This is a genomic window from Marinobacter changyiensis (genome assembly GCF_009193265.1).
GTDB lineage: Bacteria > Pseudomonadota > Gammaproteobacteria > Pseudomonadales > Oleiphilaceae > Marinobacter > Marinobacter changyiensis.
This window is the reverse complement of sequence record NZ_VZZZ01000001.1, coordinates 1,091,056-1,108,082: the sequence shown is the minus strand read 5'-3', so window position 1 is coordinate 1,108,082 and position 17,027 is coordinate 1,091,056. Positions and strand designations below refer to the sequence as shown.

The 17,027-nt window shown below is 56.7% G+C and carries 13 protein-coding genes and 1 tRNA gene; 10 read left to right on the top strand and 4 right to left on the bottom strand.

The genetic code is table 11. From position 1 onward, the window contains the following. Nucleotides 1-30: 30 nt before the first annotated feature. Both dprA and F6Y09_RS05305 read right to left on the bottom strand, forming a co-directional pair. Nucleotides 31-1,260 carry a DNA-processing protein DprA gene (dprA, locus tag F6Y09_RS05310; RefSeq protein ID WP_152205836.1) on the bottom strand — a complete coding sequence of 410 codons (1,230 nt, stop codon included), beginning with the start codon at nucleotides 1,258-1,260 and terminating at the stop codon, nucleotides 31-33. Nucleotides 1,261-1,368: 108 nt separating this feature from the next. Then, entirely contained in the window at nucleotides 1,369-2,400 is a 1,032-nt protein-coding gene (locus tag F6Y09_RS05305) for a LysM peptidoglycan-binding domain-containing protein (RefSeq protein ID WP_152205835.1), read from the bottom strand. A 317-nt stretch (nucleotides 2,401-2,717) separates the two neighbouring features. Between F6Y09_RS05305 and def the strand changes: the two genes are divergently transcribed. The 10 genes from def (at nucleotide 2,718) to F6Y09_RS05255 (ending at nucleotide 13,283) form a co-directional block, all read left to right on the top strand. Next, complete coding sequence (gene def, locus F6Y09_RS05300) at nucleotides 2,718-3,221, top strand: peptide deformylase (RefSeq protein WP_152205834.1); 504 nt, start codon at nucleotides 2,718-2,720, stop codon at nucleotides 3,219-3,221. 84 nt (nucleotides 3,222-3,305) lie between these two features. Further along, nucleotides 3,306-4,241, top strand: coding sequence for a methionyl-tRNA formyltransferase (gene fmt, locus F6Y09_RS05295; RefSeq protein WP_152205833.1), 936 nt, complete (start codon nucleotides 3,306-3,308; stop codon nucleotides 4,239-4,241). Nucleotides 4,242-4,243: 2 nt separating this feature from the next. Then, complete coding sequence (gene rsmB, locus F6Y09_RS05290; RefSeq protein WP_152205832.1) at nucleotides 4,244-5,545, top strand: 16S rRNA (cytosine(967)-C(5))-methyltransferase RsmB; 1,302 nt, start codon at nucleotides 4,244-4,246, stop codon at nucleotides 5,543-5,545. 40 nt (nucleotides 5,546-5,585) lie between these two features. After that, nucleotides 5,586-6,959, top strand: a complete 1,374-nt coding sequence (trkA, locus tag F6Y09_RS05285; protein ID WP_152205831.1) for a Trk system potassium transporter TrkA — start codon at nucleotides 5,586-5,588, stop codon at nucleotides 6,957-6,959. An 18-nt stretch (nucleotides 6,960-6,977) separates the two neighbouring features. Further along, nucleotides 6,978-8,426: a TrkH family potassium uptake protein gene (locus F6Y09_RS05280; RefSeq protein ID WP_152205830.1), complete on the top strand. Its 1,449-nt coding sequence runs from the start codon at nucleotides 6,978-6,980 to the stop codon at nucleotides 8,424-8,426. A 162-nt stretch (nucleotides 8,427-8,588) separates the two neighbouring features. Next, entirely contained in the window at nucleotides 8,589-9,566 is a 978-nt protein-coding gene (gene glyQ, locus F6Y09_RS05275; RefSeq protein ID WP_152205996.1) for a glycine--tRNA ligase subunit alpha, read from the top strand. A 2-nt stretch (nucleotides 9,567-9,568) separates the two neighbouring features. Further along, nucleotides 9,569-11,650, top strand: a complete 2,082-nt coding sequence (glyS, locus tag F6Y09_RS05270; protein WP_152205829.1) for a glycine--tRNA ligase subunit beta — start codon at nucleotides 9,569-9,571, stop codon at nucleotides 11,648-11,650. Between the two features lie 8 nt (nucleotides 11,651-11,658). Continuing rightward, nucleotides 11,659-12,210 carry a D-glycero-beta-D-manno-heptose 1,7-bisphosphate 7-phosphatase gene (gene gmhB / locus F6Y09_RS05265; RefSeq protein ID WP_152205828.1) on the top strand — a complete coding sequence of 184 codons (552 nt, stop codon included), beginning with the start codon at nucleotides 11,659-11,661 and terminating at the stop codon, nucleotides 12,208-12,210. Between the two features lie 53 nt (nucleotides 12,211-12,263). Further along, nucleotides 12,264-12,340 (top strand) — tRNA-Pro (locus F6Y09_RS05260). 193 nt (nucleotides 12,341-12,533) lie between these two features. Then, on the top strand, nucleotides 12,534-13,283 hold the full coding sequence (locus F6Y09_RS05255) for a VC0807 family protein (protein ID WP_152205827.1): 750 nt from the start codon (nucleotides 12,534-12,536) through the stop codon (nucleotides 13,281-13,283). Between the two features lie 106 nt (nucleotides 13,284-13,389). Here F6Y09_RS05255 and gyrB read toward each other — a convergent pair whose 3' ends face one another. Next, a complete protein-coding gene (gene gyrB, locus F6Y09_RS05250; RefSeq protein ID WP_152205826.1) occupies nucleotides 13,390-15,804 on the bottom strand; it encodes a DNA topoisomerase (ATP-hydrolyzing) subunit B in 2,415 nt (804 codons plus the stop codon). Nucleotides 15,805-15,830: 26 nt separating this feature from the next. Then, nucleotides 15,831-16,964, bottom strand: a complete 1,134-nt coding sequence (gene recF / locus F6Y09_RS05245) for a DNA replication/repair protein RecF (RefSeq protein ID WP_152205825.1) — start codon at nucleotides 16,962-16,964, stop codon at nucleotides 15,831-15,833. Nucleotides 16,965-17,027 lie beyond the last annotated feature (63 nt).

Genomic DNA, 17,027 nt, shown 5'->3' with positions numbered 1-17,027 from the left:
CGTCCGGTTACGGTATTGGAGTGCAGAACATCAGACAACCCGTTGAAAGCCCCCGGGTGCCACATCGACAAGCCCCTCCATCTCAAGCATCAGCAGGGCTTGCATCAATTTGTCAGCCGGCAGACCGGTGGCCACGCACAGATCATCCGTTGAAACCGGATCATAACCCAAAGCTTTCAGAACCGCGATTTCACGGTCCTCCAGATGATCCGGACAGGCGAGTTCGGTCAGCAGGCCTTTGCGGGGTGCAGAAATCGCCTTCGGTGCTTGGGCTCTGGACATTCCGTGCTGGCCCGGGACGACGTCGGGGGTTGAGTCCGCCGACCACCATGCCGTCAATTCTTCCTCGATATCGGCAACCGACTCCACCAGTTTTGCCCCCTGTCGGATAAGATGATGACAGCCACGGGCGAGGGGGTTGTGTATCGAACCGGGAATGGCGAAAACCTCCCGGCCTTGCTCGAGCGCCAGCCGCGCAGTAATAAGCGAACCGCTTCTGGGGCTGGCCTCAACGACCAGAATGCCCTGGCTCAAGCCGCTGATCAGACGGTTACGCTGTGGGAAATGTGCGGCCTTGGGCGCCGTACCCGGCGGGAAGTCCGAAACGATCGCCCCGTTTTCTACAATCCGCGCCGCCAGGCCCCGATGCTGCCGCGGATAGATCACATCCACCCCGGTACCGATCACCGCAATGGTGGGAAAACCGGCATCGAGTGCGCCAGCGTGGGCCTCTCCATCAACGCCCAGTGCCATGCCGCTGGTCACCAGGTAGCCCCGATGGCTGAGAGCCGCGGCAAACTGACGGGCATGATCCAGTCCGCCCCGGGTCGCATTGCGACTGCCCACGATGCCAATCTGGTGACGGTTCAGCAGGCTGCGCTCACCTTTCAGGTACAACACAAAAGGGGCATCGTGAATGGTCCGGAGGGCTACAGGATAGTCCTGACAGCCCTGGGTGAGCAGCTCTATGCCTTCGTCCTGACATCGCCGCCAGATATCCGAAGCACGGAGGATTCGCTCGTGCCGAAGGTCTTGGCGCTGCCAGGCCAAAACTGCCTCGCAGGTGGTCGGGGGCAACCCGAGTGCTTTGAGGGTAGCGGGGCCCATGGTCAGTAACTCAACGGGATTATCAAGATGCTCGCAGATTACATGCCATCGTTTGACACCCAGGCCGGGTAGCAATGACAGCGCAAGCCAATGGCCCTTCGTGGCATCGAACGGTGTGGCCACGCAGGGTGCGGAAGTCCGGGGTGAAGGCATGATCTGTTCCTTGATCGTGATCGCCATCCTGGCGGGTTAGTGCAAGTATAAAAAACGGGAGCCGGTGACCCGACTCCCGCTGGTGATCCAGCTACAAGCCTTTAAGACTCAGGGGTTTTTTACCCGGTCGCCGACGGACAGCGGTCGCGTGGCTTTGAGCACCAGCCCATAGCTGAGTTTCTCATAAGTCTGGAAAACCATCAGCAGACCCGCCCGTTCGGAGGGCAGCTCAATGGTTTCATCGGTCACCGGATCTCGAACCAGGTTACCGCTCTTGAACACCGCCAGAACGTTGCCCACTTCCAGACCCTCACGGGAACCTTTGTTGACCACCACCACATCATACTGGCCAATCTGAGTGACGCCACCGTCCACTGAAATCATCAGGCCGTCAATGTCTTCGTCCGGCGCACTCGGGTTAAACGTAGTGTTGATGGCCCGGTCTTCGCTCACCAGCAGACGGTCAGCAATCCTTACTTCTTCGTTTGAGCGCTTGAGCTGCATAGTCAGCACGTCGCCGTCTCTGGCGGTGATATCGCCATTGGCGATCGAGCGTGCCTCAAGCCCCAGAAACTCATTGGTAACCGGGTCAACATAGCGGTTGCTGCGACGGAAGACCCCGACCTTGTTGGCCGGCATTTCGCCCCGTGCGTATACCTTGTCCCCGGCGCCGGTAACAATCCGACCGTCCTCACCTTCCAGCACATAGGGCGCGCCCTCGAGCTCATCCGGGCTGATGATGCGGGTATCGGTCAGGAAACTGCTGATGGCATCCAGCGGAATGGCGGGAATCGGCGTATCGATCATTTCAGAACGTACCTGGGGCGACAGTTTTATCACACCGTTGGAAGCACCGACCTTGGTAACCCGTGGCTTGCCCTCGATATACACCAGCGCCAGCCTGTCACCGGGATAAATAAGGTGGGGGTTGCTGACCTGCGGGTTGACGTGCCAGATTTCCGGCCAGTACCAGGGGTTATTCAGGAAGCGGGACGAAATATCCCACAGGGTGTCACCCTTTACGACGGTGTAACGCTCGGGATGGTCAGACCGGAGTTCAGGGCCCGCATCCTGTGCCCAAGCGGCCCAAGAGGTTGACAGCAGCATGGTGGCTGCCAGAGCGTACAGCAATTTCCTCATTGTCTAAGTCCTTGATCGCGTGCCTGTATCGGACGACCCGGCGAGTTTACCCGGGCCGTCAAATCCCGATTATTACCCTACTATAGAAGAAGTCTGGTGAATTGTGATGTTATCTTTTGTTCTTCCAGTAAATTCTACCTATGACTGCTCAGTTTGTACTCAATGGCGAAGATAAGAGATAATGATTGTATACACAGCGTCACCCACTTGAATCTCGCCCTGTTGTCCCGACCATAATAGAGACAGGGCAGAAAAATGCGCGGTACACCGTCGCATTTCAGTGATCACAGAGGAACCAGCAAAAGAGCTGATGCGTCATGATACTCGATATTCTTGAATTCCCGGACCCCAGGCTGCGCACTGTTGCCAAGCCCGTAGAACAGGTAACCGATGAGACCCGGAAGCTCATCGACGACATGTTTGAAACCATGTACGACGCCCCAGGCATAGGACTGGCGGCGACTCAGGTCAATGTGCACCAACAGATTGTCGTGATTGACCTGTCGGACGATCGCAGCGAACGCCTGGTGCTGATTAATCCGCAAGTCGAAGTGCTTGCCGGTGACTACCAGGACATGCAGGAAGGATGTCTTTCCGTGCCTGGCTTCTATGAAGATGTCACCCGCATTGATCATGTCAGGGTAAAAGCCCTGGGCCGCGACGGCGAACCTTTTGAGCGGGAGGTTACCGGGCTGCTGGCCGTTTGTATCCAGCATGAGATGGATCATCTTAAGGGCAAGCTTTTTGTGGATTATCTCAGCCCCCTGAAACGGACCCGCATTCGCAAAAAACTGGAGAAGCAGCACAAGATTCGTGCCTGATTCCCTGTTGGCGTCTCCGGTACAAGCGGACATCCGGACCGGGCAGCTGCCCGGTCTTTGCATTTCCAATGAGATACTCAACCTGTGCGACTAGTTTTTGCCGGAACACCGGACTTTGCCGCGACAGCCCTCAGGGCGTTGCTAGCGTACGGCCATCAGATTGTCGGGGTGTATTCCCAGCCTGACCGGCCTTCAGGCCGTGGTCGCAAACTTATTCCAAGCCCGGTCAAGCAGCTAGCGCTCGAGCAGAAGCTGCCGGTGTATCAGCCCGAGAGCCTTAGATCGACGGACGCCCAGGCCGAACTCAAGGCTCTGGCACCGGATCTGATGGTGGTCGCCGCCTATGGCCTGGTATTGCCCCGCTCGGTATTGGATACGCCACGCTACGGCTGCCTGAACATCCACGCGTCGCTGTTGCCCCGGTGGCGAGGCGCTGCCCCCATCCAGCGGGCCATAGCAGCGGGTGACACCGAAAGTGGCATCACCATCATGCAGATGGCGGAAGGGCTGGACACTGGCGATATGCTGTACAAATCCACCACCACCATTGCACCAACGGATACCGGCGGGAGTCTTCATGATCGTCTGGCCGAGATGGGTGGCGACGCTATTGTGGCGGCCATAAAAGGCCTCGAAGCAGGCACACTGACACCCGAGCCCCAGGATGACAGGCAGGCCTGTTACGCCCATAAGCTGACCAAACACGACGGGCACATTGACTGGTCCAGGCCCGCGCGTGAGATTGACCGCCAGATCCGGGCCTTTAATCCGTATCCCGGCAGTTTTACCGATCTGGACCAGGAGCGCATCAGGATTCAGCAGGGCACTGTGTTGCCCATCAACAGCGGCCAGAAGCCCGGAACGGTGCTCGCACGTGCCCGTACCGGCATCAATATCGCCTGCGGTGAGGGCGCGCTTCGGGTAGAGCGCCTTCAGCTCTCCGGCAGCCGGCCTCAGTCCGTCAGTGATCTGATCAACGGTGGCAAAGCCTTGTTGCTCCCCGGCCAGGAGCTTCACTGACCATGGCATTTGACGCGCTTCCCCTGAGGGCTGTGGCAGCCAACGTACTGGCCGCGGTCGAGTATGGCCAATCGCTATCACAGTGTTTGCCGTCTGCACTGGCCAGCCTGCCAGCAACGGAACGTCCCGAGTTACAGGCACTGTGTTATGGCACCTGTCGCTGGTTTCACCGCCTGGATGGCGAGCTGAACCAACGTCTGAAAAAGCCCCTTCGCAAACCCGACCGGGTGGTTCATCACCTGATGCTGGTAGCGCTGTTTCAGCTTCGCCATAGCCAACAAGCGACCTATGCCATCCTGAACGAAACCGTCGAAGCCTGCCGGGCACTGGACAAACCCCATTTGACCGGCCTGGTTAACGGGGTACTCCGGGCCGCCCAAAGAGAAGGCGAACCCCAGCCCGCAACCGCAACAATCCAGTACAGCCATCCGGAGTGGATGGTCGAGAAGCTGCGCCACAACTGGCCGGAAGCCTGGGCTGCTATTCTCGAGGCAAACAATGCCCAGGCCCCGATGACACTCAGGGTGAACGCCAGCCAGATTTCCCGGGCCGATTACCTGCAGTGGCTGACTGACGCCGGCATTGGGGCAGAACCGACCCTGTACGCCCCCTATGGCATTCAGCTGGCATCGCCCTGTGGGGTCGACAAGTTGCCCGGCTTTGCCGACGGTGCCGTCAGCGTCCAGGACGAAGCCGCCCAGCTCTGCACCACTTTACTGGACCTTGCCCCGGGCCAACGGGTTCTTGATGCCTGCGCTGCACCCGGTGGTAAAACCTGCGCTATGCTCGAACAATGCCCGGAACTGGCAGAAGTCATCGCCCTGGATCAGTCCGCCGAGCGTTTACCCCGGGTTCAGGAAAATCTTGATCGCCTGGGGCTTTCAGCCACACTGATGGAAGCCGATGCCGCGAACCTGGAGCAGTGGTGGGACCAGTTACCGTTTGATCGCATCCTGCTGGATGTGCCCTGCAGCGCCAGTGGCGTGATCAGACGACATCCGGACATCAAACTGCTGCGCCGGGAAGCCGATATAACACCGCTGGCCACTATCCAGACCGGTTTGCTGGCAGCGCTGTGGAAAACCCTGAAACCCGGAGGGCGCATGGTTTACGCGACCTGCTCTGTATTCCCACAGGAAAATCACCGTATAATCCAGCGGTTCCTCAAGCAGGAGAGAACCGCCCGCCTGCTGGAACCTGACGTGTCCTGGGGCATCGATACCACTGCCGGGCGCCAGCTGTTGCCGGACTCCCGGTCTCACGACGGTTTTTTCTACGCTTGCCTGGAACGCATCGACGAGTGAAGGTAAGCCCAATGTTCCGACCCGGTCAGGTAATCACGACATGAAAATCATCATTCTCGGTGCCGGCCAGGTGGGTGGCACGCTGGCGGAAAACCTCGCTAACGAAGCCAATGACATCACCGTCATCGACAGTGACGGGCTGCGGTTGCGAGAACTTCAGGACCGGCTGGATATACGGACCGTTCAAGGCAGCGGCTCCTATCCATCCGTGCTCCGCCAGGCCGGCGCCGAAGATGCCGACATGCTGATTGCGGTGACCAGCAGTGATGAAGTCAACATGGTCGCCTGTCAGGTGGCCAACTCCCTGTTCAAGACCCCGACCAAAATCAGCAGGGTGCGGGCAAACGCCTACCTGTCACGGAAAGAACTGTTTGGTAAAACCGGCTTCCCGATTGATGTGCTGATCAGCCCCGAGAAGGTTGTTACACAGCACATTACCCGGTTGATTGAATACCCTGGTGCCTTGCAGGTGCTGGAGTTCTCCAAAGGGCTGGTGCGTCTGGTGGCGATCCGGGCGACCAAAGGCGGGCCGCTGGTAGGGCACGAGTTATCGTTCCTGCGCACCCACATGCCCAAGACCGACACCCGGGTGGCTGCTATTTTCCGCAAGGACCGGCCGATCATTCCCCAGGGCGATACGGTTATCGAAGACGGCGACGAAGTGTTCTTCATTGCCGGCACTGACCACATCCGCTCCGTTATGAGTGAGTTGCAACCGTCGGAAAAACCCTACAAGCGCATTTTCATTTGTGGCGGCGGCAATATCGGCCAACGCCTGGCGCACAGCCTTGAGGGCCGGTTTCAGGTCAAACTGATCGAGCGTAACCGCGACCGCTGCGTGATGCTGTCGGAAAGCTTGCGCAAGACCATTGTGCTGGAAGGCAACGCCGCCAACAAAGACATCCTGCTGGAAGAGAACATCGAGAATACCGACGTATTCTGCGCGGTCACCAACGACGACGAGGCCAATATCATGGCTTCATTGCTGGCCAAACGTCTCGGCGCCCGCAAAGTACTGACCCTGATCAACAACCCGGATTACGTCGACCTCATTCAAGGCGGTGAAATCGATGTCGCCATTTCGCCCCAGCAAACGACTATTGGCAGCCTGCTCACCCACGTTCGCAAGGGGGACGTAGTAAACGTTCACTCACTGCGCAGGGGCGCGGCAGAAGCAATCGAAGCGATCGCTCACGGTGACCACCGGTCCTCCAAGGTGGTTGGCAAGCGGCTTGATGAGATTCAGCTTCCGGAGGGCACCACGATCGGCGCCATTGTAAGGCATAACGAAGTCCTGATTGCCCACGACCATCTGCGTGTACAGCCCGATGATCACGTAATTCTGTTTCTGGTGGATAAATCCCGGATACGTGACGTGGAACGGCTATTCCAGGTAGGGCTTACCTTCTTCTAACCAGGATTTGCCTGATTCATGCGTTTACCCGTGATTGCAAAAGTGCTCGGCATCTTGATGATGCTCTTCAGCCTCACCCTGTTGCCACCGTTGGGCATTTCATTACTCTACGACGATGGCCAGTGGAGCCGTTTTCTCGATGCCATGGGCTTGGTCGCCCTCAGTGGACTCGTTGTGTGGTTTCCGTTTCGCGCTACCTCGGGGGACCTGCGGGTTCGGGACGGATTCCTGATCACCACACTGTTCTGGGTAGTCCTGAGTATCGCCGGGTCGCTACCTTTTTACCTCAGCAGTAACGCACCTTACACTTACGTTGATTCCTTCTTTGAAGCAATCTCCGGTCTCACCACCACCGGTGCAACGGTTATTACGGGCATCGATTCGCTGCCGGAATCCATTCTCTGGTATCGCCAGCAACTGCAGTGGCTGGGAGGCATGGGTATCATCGTACTGGCGGTTGCTATCCTGCCGATGCTGGGCATCGGGGGTATGCAGCTCTACCGGGCAGAGGTCCCTGGTCCGGTTAAAGACAACAAACTGACCCCTCGCATCGCCGAAACCGCCAAGGCGCTCTGGTACATCTATGTATCGCTGACCATGGTCTGTGCGTTCGCCTATTGGGCCGCCGGGATGACCTGGTTTGATGCCATCTGTCACAGTTTTTCCACCGTTGCCATCGGCGGCTTTTCTACCCATGACGCCAGCATCGGCTATTTCGACAGCGCCGTCATCGAGATGATTGCTGTCGTCTTCATGTTCCTCAGTGGCGCCAACTTCGCGCTGCATTTTATGGCCTTCCGGCAACGTAACCCGCTGCTGTACTGGCAAGATCCGGAGTTCCGGTTTTACGTCGGGGCGCTGGCACTGGTGGTGGTGATTACCGTTGGGGTTCTGATTGTGACCTCGACGCTGGACCCGTTCACCGCTTTGACCAAGGGTATGTTCCAGGTCGTTTCCATCGCGACAACGACCGGATTTGCCACTGCTGATTTCTCGCAATGGCCTCATATGTTGCCGTTTTTGCTGTTTGTCATGGCCTTCATGGGTGGTTGCGCCGCCTCCACGGGTGGCGGTATGAAGGTGGTGCGGATACTGCTCATCTTTCGGCAGGGCTCACGGGAGATCAAACGTCTGTTGCACCCGAACGCCGTCATCTTGGTCAAACTGGGGAATCGGCCGGTGTCCGATCGGGTATTGCAGGCGGTCTGGGGGTTCTTCTCGGTCTATATGGGCATGTTTTTACTGATGTTGCTGATTCTACTGGCGACCGGACTGGATCAGGTCACCGCCTGGACAGCCGTGGGCTCGGCCATCAACAACCTGGGCCCCGGGCTGGGGGATGTTACCTATCATTATGGCGACATCAACGACGTTGCCAAATGGGTACTGTGTTTCGCCATGTTGCTTGGCCGGCTTGAGGTCTTCACCTTACTGGTCCTGTTGACACCCGCGTTCTGGCGCCGCTAAACGCCCTGAACCTGGCCCGGCCTTACCGGTTTGGGTTCCACTGGGCAGTTTTTCAGCGGTTCCTTAGAATTAGACCATTCAGCAGCGTATAATACCGGCCTTTCGATGCGTGGCCGCTGGTTTATGCCACGCGACATACAGACAGCTCAGCAGGCAATCGTCGTGACAGACAAGGCAACGTTCAATACAGACCCGGACTTCAAGACTTTTCAGGGCCTGATCCTCGCTCTGCAACAATTCTGGGCCCGGCAGGGCTGCGTGGTGCTCCAGCCGCTGGATATGGAAGTCGGCGCCGGCACCTTTCATCCCGCGACCTTCCTCCGTGCCATCGGCCCGGAAACCTGGAATGCCGCCTACGTTCAGCCCAGCCGTCGCCCGACCGATGGCCGTTATGGGGAAAACCCCAATCGGCTGCAGCATTATTACCAGTTTCAGGTCGTGTTAAAGCCTTCGCCGGATAATATCCAGGAACTCTACCTGGATTCCCTGAAGGCATTGGGGCTTGACCCGCTGGTTCACGATATCCGGTTTGTCGAAGACAACTGGGAATCGCCGACCCTCGGTGCCTGGGGCCTGGGTTGGGAAATCTGGCTGAACGGGATGGAAGTGACCCAGTTCACCTACTTTCAGCAGGTAGGAGGCCTGGAATGCTATCCGGTGACCGGCGAGCTCACCTACGGTCTGGAGCGGATTGCCATGTACCTGCAAGGCGTCGACAGCGTGTACGATCTGGTCTGGACGGAAGGCCCGGATGGCGTGGTCACGTATGGCGATGTGTTCCATCAGCAGGAAGTGGAAATGTCGACCTACAATTTTGAGCAGGCCGATACCGCCTTCCTGTTCCACAGCTTTGACGTCCACGAGCGTGAAAGCAAACGCCTGATCGAAGTAGGGCTGGCACTGCCGGCCTACGAACAGGTACTGAAGGCCTCCCACACGTTCAATATGCTGGATGCCCGTCACGCTATCTCGGTCACCGAGCGCCAGCGTTTTATCCTCCGGGTCCGGACCCTGGCCCGTGCTGTTGCCCAGGCGTATTTTGACAGCCGCAAAGCGCTGGGCTTTCCGATGGCACCGGAGACCCTGCGCACGGAGCTGCTGGCCAGCGCTGAACCCGAAGTCGTAAAAGGACACTCTTAATCATGGCAACACAGGATTTTCTGGTCGAGCTGGGCACTGAGGAGTTGCCCCCGAAGGCGCTGAAAACCCTCTCGGAGGCGTTTACCCAAGGCATCGTGAAAGGTCTGGACACGGCGGGTATCTCGTACGGTGCAGTCGAATCCTTCGGTGCTCCGCGCCGGCTTGCGGTCCGTATTCGTGATCTTGCCAGTGCCCAGCCAGACAAGGCTATTGAACGTCGCGGCCCGGCGGTTAAGGCGGCTTTTGATGACGCCGGCAACCCGACCCGGGCCCTGACAGGTTTTGCAACGTCACTGGGGGTCACGCCGGATCAACTCGATACCCTGGAAACGGACAAGGGCGCGTGGGTGATTTACCGTACCGTGGAGCAGGGCAAACCAACGGTAGCGCTGCTGGCAGACCTGATCGAGCAATCCCTGGCAGGCTTGCCTATCCCTAAGCGCATGCGCTGGGGAGCCCACAAGATCGAATTCGTGCGGCCGGTGCACTGGGTCGTTCTGTTGTTTGGCAACACCGTGGTGGATAGTCCGATCATGGGTCTGGCGCCAGGCAATAAATCCCGGGGCCACCGGTTTCATTGCCCGAAGTCGCTGATTATCCCGACCCCGAATGACTATGAGGTCGTGCTCAAGAAAGAAGGTTGGGTGATCGCCGACTTTGCCGAGCGCCGAGAGAAAATTCGTAAAGGTATCAAAGCGATAGCGGAACAACAAGGTCAGGGCAAAGCGGTCATTGATGAGGACCTGCTGGATGAAGTAACGGCCCTGAATGAGTGGCCGGTGCCGCTACTCGGTCATTTTGAGGAACGTTTCCTCGACGTCCCCCCGGAAGCCCTGATCTCTTCGATGAAAGAACATCAGAAGTACTTTCACGTAGTGGACCATCAGGACCGCATGCTGCCGTTGTTTATTACGGTCGCGAACCTGGAGAGCAAGGACCCGGCCCAGGTCATCGCCGGAAACGAGAAAGTCATCCGCCCGCGGCTTTCCGACGCGGCGTTTTTCTACCAGACCGACCGCAAGACCCGGCTGGAAGCACGGATTGAGCAACTCAAACCCATTGTGTTCCAGGAACAGCTGGGCAGTCTTTACGACAAATCCCGGCGGGTTGCGGTTCTGGCAGGCAAGATTGCCAGTGCGATTGGCAGTGACCCGGCCCTGGCAGAACGTGCAGCCATGCTGGCCAAGACTGACCTGGTCACCGAGATGGTGCTGGAGTTCACCGACCTCCAGGGCATCATGGGGCAATACTATGCCCGGCACGATAATGAGCATGACGATGTTGCTCAGGCCCTGAACGAGCAATACATGCCCCGGTTTGCCGGTGACCAACTGCCAGCCACCCTGACCGGGTGTGCGGTTGCCATCGCAGACCGCCTGGACTCACTGGTAGGCCTGTTCGGAATCAACCAGCCACCGTCCGGTACCCGTGATCCGTTTGCCTTGCGCAGAGCTTCTCTGGGCGTGCTACGGATTATCATAGAGCGCAGCCTGCCTCTCGATCTGCAGACCTGCTGCGAGTGGGCCACTGCTAACTTCCAGCAGCTGACGACCGAGGCTCCTGCAACGACAGTCGTTGACTATATGCTTGAGCGGTTCCGGGCTCACTACGATGAGCAGGGCATTGGCGCAGAGGTCTACCTTGCTGTGCATGCCCGTCGACCGACCCGACCACTGGACTTCGATCAGCGCATAAAAGCCGTCGAAGCTTTCCGCCAGATGCCGGAGGCTCAGGCCCTGGCTGCAGCAAACAAGCGGGTGTCCAACATCCTGAATAAACAGGGCGGTGGCCAGATCCGTGACACGGTTGATCATAACCTGCTTCAGGAAGACGCTGAGCGAGCCTTGGCGGACAAAGTCGAGCAGCAGGCCAGCAAGGTGTTGCCGTTGTTCGAGCAGGGTGATTACGGTTCTGCGCTCGCTTCTTTGGCGACGCTGCGGCAACCGGTTGACTACTTCTTTGAGGATGTCATGGTGATGGCCGATGATGACGCCGTACGCAACAACCGGCTGGCGCTGTTAAACCAGCTCCGCAACCTGTTCTTGCAGGTGGCGGACATTTCCTTGTTACCGGCAGCAAGCTGAACAGGAATATGCTGATTATTCTGGACCGGGACGGGGTCATCAATGCTTATGACGGCCATTACATCTGCTCGGTGGATGAGTGGCAGCCGTTGCCTGGCAGTATTGAAGCGATTGGTCGTCTCTGTAAAGCCGGCTACAAGGTCGCCATTGCCACTAACCAGTCCGGCATTGCCCGCAGGTACTATGATCTTGGCATTCTGGACGCCATGCATCTGAAACTGAAGCAGCTGGTTGAGGCCGAGGGTGGCTGTATTGAGTTTATTGCCTTTTGTCCCCACCACCCGGACGACGACTGCGATTGCCGAAAGCCGAAACCGGGTTTGCTGCATACGATCCAGAACGCCCTCGGTCTGAGCTCTCTGGCAGGCAGTCTGATGGTTGGTGACAGCCGTAAAGATCTGGAAGCCGGCCTTGCCGCCGGATGCCAGGCAAGTCTGGTGCGAACCGGTAATGGCAAGGATACGGAGCATCATCTGATCAAACGGCCACTGGAGAACATCTCGGTGTTTGAAGACCTGTCTGATCTGGTGGATAATTTGCTCTCGGGTCGCCCGGATTAGACCCTTCGAACGGCTGGCATTCAGTCCTGTTATCAGTATAATAGCCGCCTTATCGGCGTGTGGCGCAGCTTGGTAGCGCACTTCGTTCGGGACGAAGGGGTCGCAGGTTCGAATCCTGCCACGCCGACCAGATTTCCTCTCCGCGGTTCTGTCTATCCGGTTATTAACCCGTCTTGGTCATTTTCTGTGCTGTCCTCAAACGGCCACCTTACTGATTTGAGAGCCGGGATCCCTTCGATAACCCGGCCATTCATCGTATACTGGGTTTTCCAGACCACAGTCCGTGCCTATTCGATTTTAACGGACCCATCGCAGGCTGCCTTATGAGTTCCCCGACTACGGACAAACCAACCCACAAGCCACGTCCCTGGGTTGATTTGCTGATCAGCATTGTTATTCCCTCAGTCATTCTGATGAAGCTCAGTGGCGATGACTACCTGGGTTCCGCCATGGCCCTGATTATCGGTCTTGCGTTTCCTTTGACCTGGGGTCTGTTCGAACTCATCCGGTATCGTAAATACAACTTTATTGCAGTACTGGGCGTGGTTAGCGTGGGGATGACCGGTGGTATCGGTTTGCTGGCGCTGGATCCCAAGTGGCTCGCTATAAAAGAAGCGGCTATCCCGGCGCTGATCGGTATTGCGGTGCTGGTGTCCACCCGAACCAAATATCCCCTGGTGAGAACCTTGCTCTACAACCCGGCCATTCTCAACGTGGACAAAATACATCACACACTGGCAGAGAAGGGAACCGAAGACGTCTTTGAAGCGAGATTGTTGAAAGCCAGCTATTTTTTCAGCGGTACCTTCTTCTTCTCAGCCTTTATGAACTACGTTCTTGCTAAGTGGATTGTCATCAGCCCGGCCGGAACCACCGCCTTTAACGAGGAGCTGGGGCGCATGACCCTGGTCAGTTACCCCATGATCGCCATTCCATCGATGATCATGATGATCGCCATTTTCTACTATCTCTGGCGTTCGATCCGCCGCCTCACCGGGTATACCCTGGAAGAGGTGCTGTCCGAGCAGGTATCTCCCCAGCCTGCTCACAGCTCTGACGAACCGTCAAAGTAACCTGTCGGCGTATTCAACCAGGCTATCAATTATAACTTATTGAATATTATGAAAAAGGCGACCAATTGGTCGCCTTTTTCATGCCCTGTCAAAACTGTTGAACCCGCTAGATATCCAGGTTGGTCACCTGAAGCGCGTTGGTCTGGATGAATTTCCGCCGCGGTTCAACATCGTCACCCATCAGTGTGGTGAAGATCTGATCGGCTGCGAATGCATCCTCAATGGTCACCTTCATCATCCGCCGGGTTTCCGGATCCATGGTGGTTTCCCAGAGCTGATCCGGGTTCATTTCACCCAGCCCTTTATAGCGCTGGATGTTCAAACCGCGCTGAGCCTCTTTCATCAACCAGGACAGCGCACCCTCAAAGGACAACACAGCCTGCTTACGCTCACCACGCTGGATAAAGGCCCCGTCTTCAATCAACCCATCGAGCGTCTCACCCATCCGTGCAATAACACCATAAGAGGAGGACTCGAAAAAGTCATGGCTGAAAATGTGTGTATGGGGAATGCCGTGGACGTAGATAACCACCTTCGGTAAATAAAGGTTACGTTCCGTGTCCTTGGCAACCGAGAAGGTATATTTGGTACCCGTGCGGGTGTCCAGCTCCAGGCCGTCGCCCAGGCGAGCAACCCAACGGGTGACCGCTTCTTCGCTCACCAGATCTTCCCGTTTCAGGGTCACATTGTCCAGCATCTGGACCAACACCTTTGCCGGATAAGCGCGGGACAGGCGATCGATCATGGCCATCACCGCCTGATAATCCTTCACCATGGTCTCAAGTGCCGAGTCTTTGATGGCAGGCGCTTCCGGGTTCACAAACAACTGGGCACCTTCCAATGCGGTCTGTGTCAGATACGCTTCTTTGGCTTTCTCGTCCTTAAGATACTCCTCCTGCTTACCACGCTTGACCTTGTACAACGGCGGCATCGCAATGAACACGTGACCCCGGTCAATAATCTCCCGCATCTGGCGGAACAGGAAGGTCAGTAACAAGGTGCGGATGTGGGATCCGTCAACATCCGCATCCGTCATGATGATAATGGAATGGTAACGCAGTTTTTCCGGATTGAATTCTTCCCGGCCGATACCACAACCAAGTGCAGTAATCAGGGTGCCTACTTCCACCGAGGACAGCATTTTGTCAAAGCGGGCTTTCTCGACGTTCAGGATCTTGCCCTTCAGGGGCAGAATGGCCTGAGTCTTGCGGTCCCGACCCTGCTTGGCGCTACCACCCGCAGAGTCACCCTCCACAATGAACAGCTCTGAGAGCGCCGGATCTTTTTCCTGGCAGTCCGCCAGCTTGCCCGGTAAGCCGGCGATGTCCAGAGCGCCTTTGCGACGGGTCATGTCCCGCGCCTTACGAGCGGCTTCGCGGGCACGGGCTGCGTCGATCATCTTGTTGACGATCAGCTTGGCTTCCCCGGGTTGCTCCTGGAGAAAATTGGCGAAGGACTGATACAGCTCCTGCTCAACCGCAGTTTTCACCTCCGAGGACACCAACTTGTCTTTGGTTTGCGATGAAAACTTCGGATCCGGGACTTTCACACTGACAATCGCGGTGAGGCCTTCACGGGCGTCATCACCGGAGGTATTGACCTTGGCTTTCTTGCCAATACCCTCGCTCTCAATGTAATTGTTAAGGGAGCGCGTCAAGGCGGCCCGGAAACCGGCGAGGTGAGTACCGCCATCGCGCTGGGGAATGTTGTTGGTGAAGCAGTACAGGTTTTCCTGGAAGGCATCATTCCACTGCATCGCGATCTCGACGGTAATGCCGTCTTCACGCTCTTTCACAAAGTGAAACACCCGGTTGATCGGTGTCTTGTTGGTGTTGAGATGCTCAACAAACGCCCTCAACCCACCTTCATACTGGAATATTTCTTCTTTACCTGAACGTTCGTCCTGTAGGCGAATACGCACACCGCTATTGAGAAACGCTAGCTCCCTCAGACGCTTGGCAAGAATGTCGTAGTGAAACTCAATGTGGGTAAAGGTTTCGGGCGATGGGATGAAATGCACGTCGGTGCCGCTTCGATCGGTTTCACCGACCGTGTGCAATGGGCTGTCCGGGACGCCGTGAGTATACGTTTGTTCGTAGACTTTGTTCTCACGACGAATGGTAAGCTTCAGTTTCTCAGACAACGCGTTTACGACGGAAACACCCACTCCGTGCAAGCCACCCGATACTTTGTAGCTGTTATCGTCGAACTTACCGCCCGCGTGCAGGACGGTCATAATGACTTCTGCAGCTGAAACCCCTTCCTCTTCGTGAAGATCTACGGGGATGCCACGGCCGTTGTCTCTGACGGTTACGGATTCATCCGGATGGATAACCACGCCAATTTCGGTGCAGTGCCCAGCAAGGGATTCGTCAATGGAGTTATCCACCAACTCGAAGACCATGTGGTGAAGACCGGTGCCGTCGTCTGTGTCACCGATATACATGCCGGGTCGCTTGCGAACCGCATCGAGGCCTTTAAGGACTTTGATATTGGAGGAGTTGTAGGTCGACGTTGTCATTCGGACGCTCCTAAAGCGCTGATCTTTTATACTTCCGTTAATCCGCCATGTTCCACGTGGAACATTTTGAAATCGGGCATGGTATGTCGCCACAATGCCTGTGGCTGCGGCTGCTCAATAGAAGTCAGAAAAACCTGACACCTGAGCTCCCGGAGTTTCTCGGCAAGCATGGCTCGATGCTCACCATCCAACTCCGCATTAATATCGTCCAACAAAAAGGTAACCTGCTTGCCCAAGGCGTTCAGAACCATCCCTTGCGCAATCTTCATCAGGATCACGAGTGTTTTCTGCTGACCGCGTGAAAACGTTTCTGAAACCGGCCGCCCCTGGAACCGCATGCGGACATCGGCACGGTTGGGGCCATAAAGCGTGTGGCCCATTCGCTGCTCTTGCTCTCGGTGCTGTATCAACACCTCTGCCAACGATTGACTGATATCCCAGCCGGGGAAAAAATCAAGTTTCAACCCATCAGTCCAGGGCGTTTCAACTTCTACAAGAAGCGCATCAAACGCGTTTTTGAACTGGGTGAAGGCTTCGCGACGAGCCTCCGTCACCTGATTAGCCAAGGCGACGTACTGGTTATCCCAGACGCGAATCAGGGCGTCGTCTAGTCTACCATTTCTGAGCATTTGATTCCGCTGCGATGTCACTCTTTGGCACTGCTGCCATGCCGACGAGAAAGAAGGTTCCACGTGGAACACTGACCAGTCCAAAAACTGTCGGCGTTTTCCCGGGCCACCCGCAACGATATCGAAAACACCTGGATCAATCACTGAAACCGGAAAGTGGCGAGCCAACAATGACAAGCTTCGCACTACCTCTCCATCCACCTTTAATCGCGTTTCCTTCGCTGCTATATCCCGTGATATGCCTAGCCGATGAATAATGTTATTGGATCTTTCAGATGGGCGCTCTTCCTGGTCAGTCAATCCGTGGTTCAAACCACCGAAAACCGTCAACCGATTCTGGTTGTGCGCACAGACCGCCTGATGGCGACTGACCCTGAAAGAGCGCCCCAGGCCGAGATAGCCAATGGCTTCAAGAAAACTGGACTTGCCACTGCCGTTTTCGCCAAACAGCAGATTCATTGAAGGGGAGAATGAGACTGGCACACCGTCGAGATTGCGAAAATATTCCGTCTGCAACTTAACAAGCGCCATAAAGGGTAAACGTCCAAGACAGGGGAGGTGATTTGTGTCCGCCAAACCGGGCCTGTATCAGCA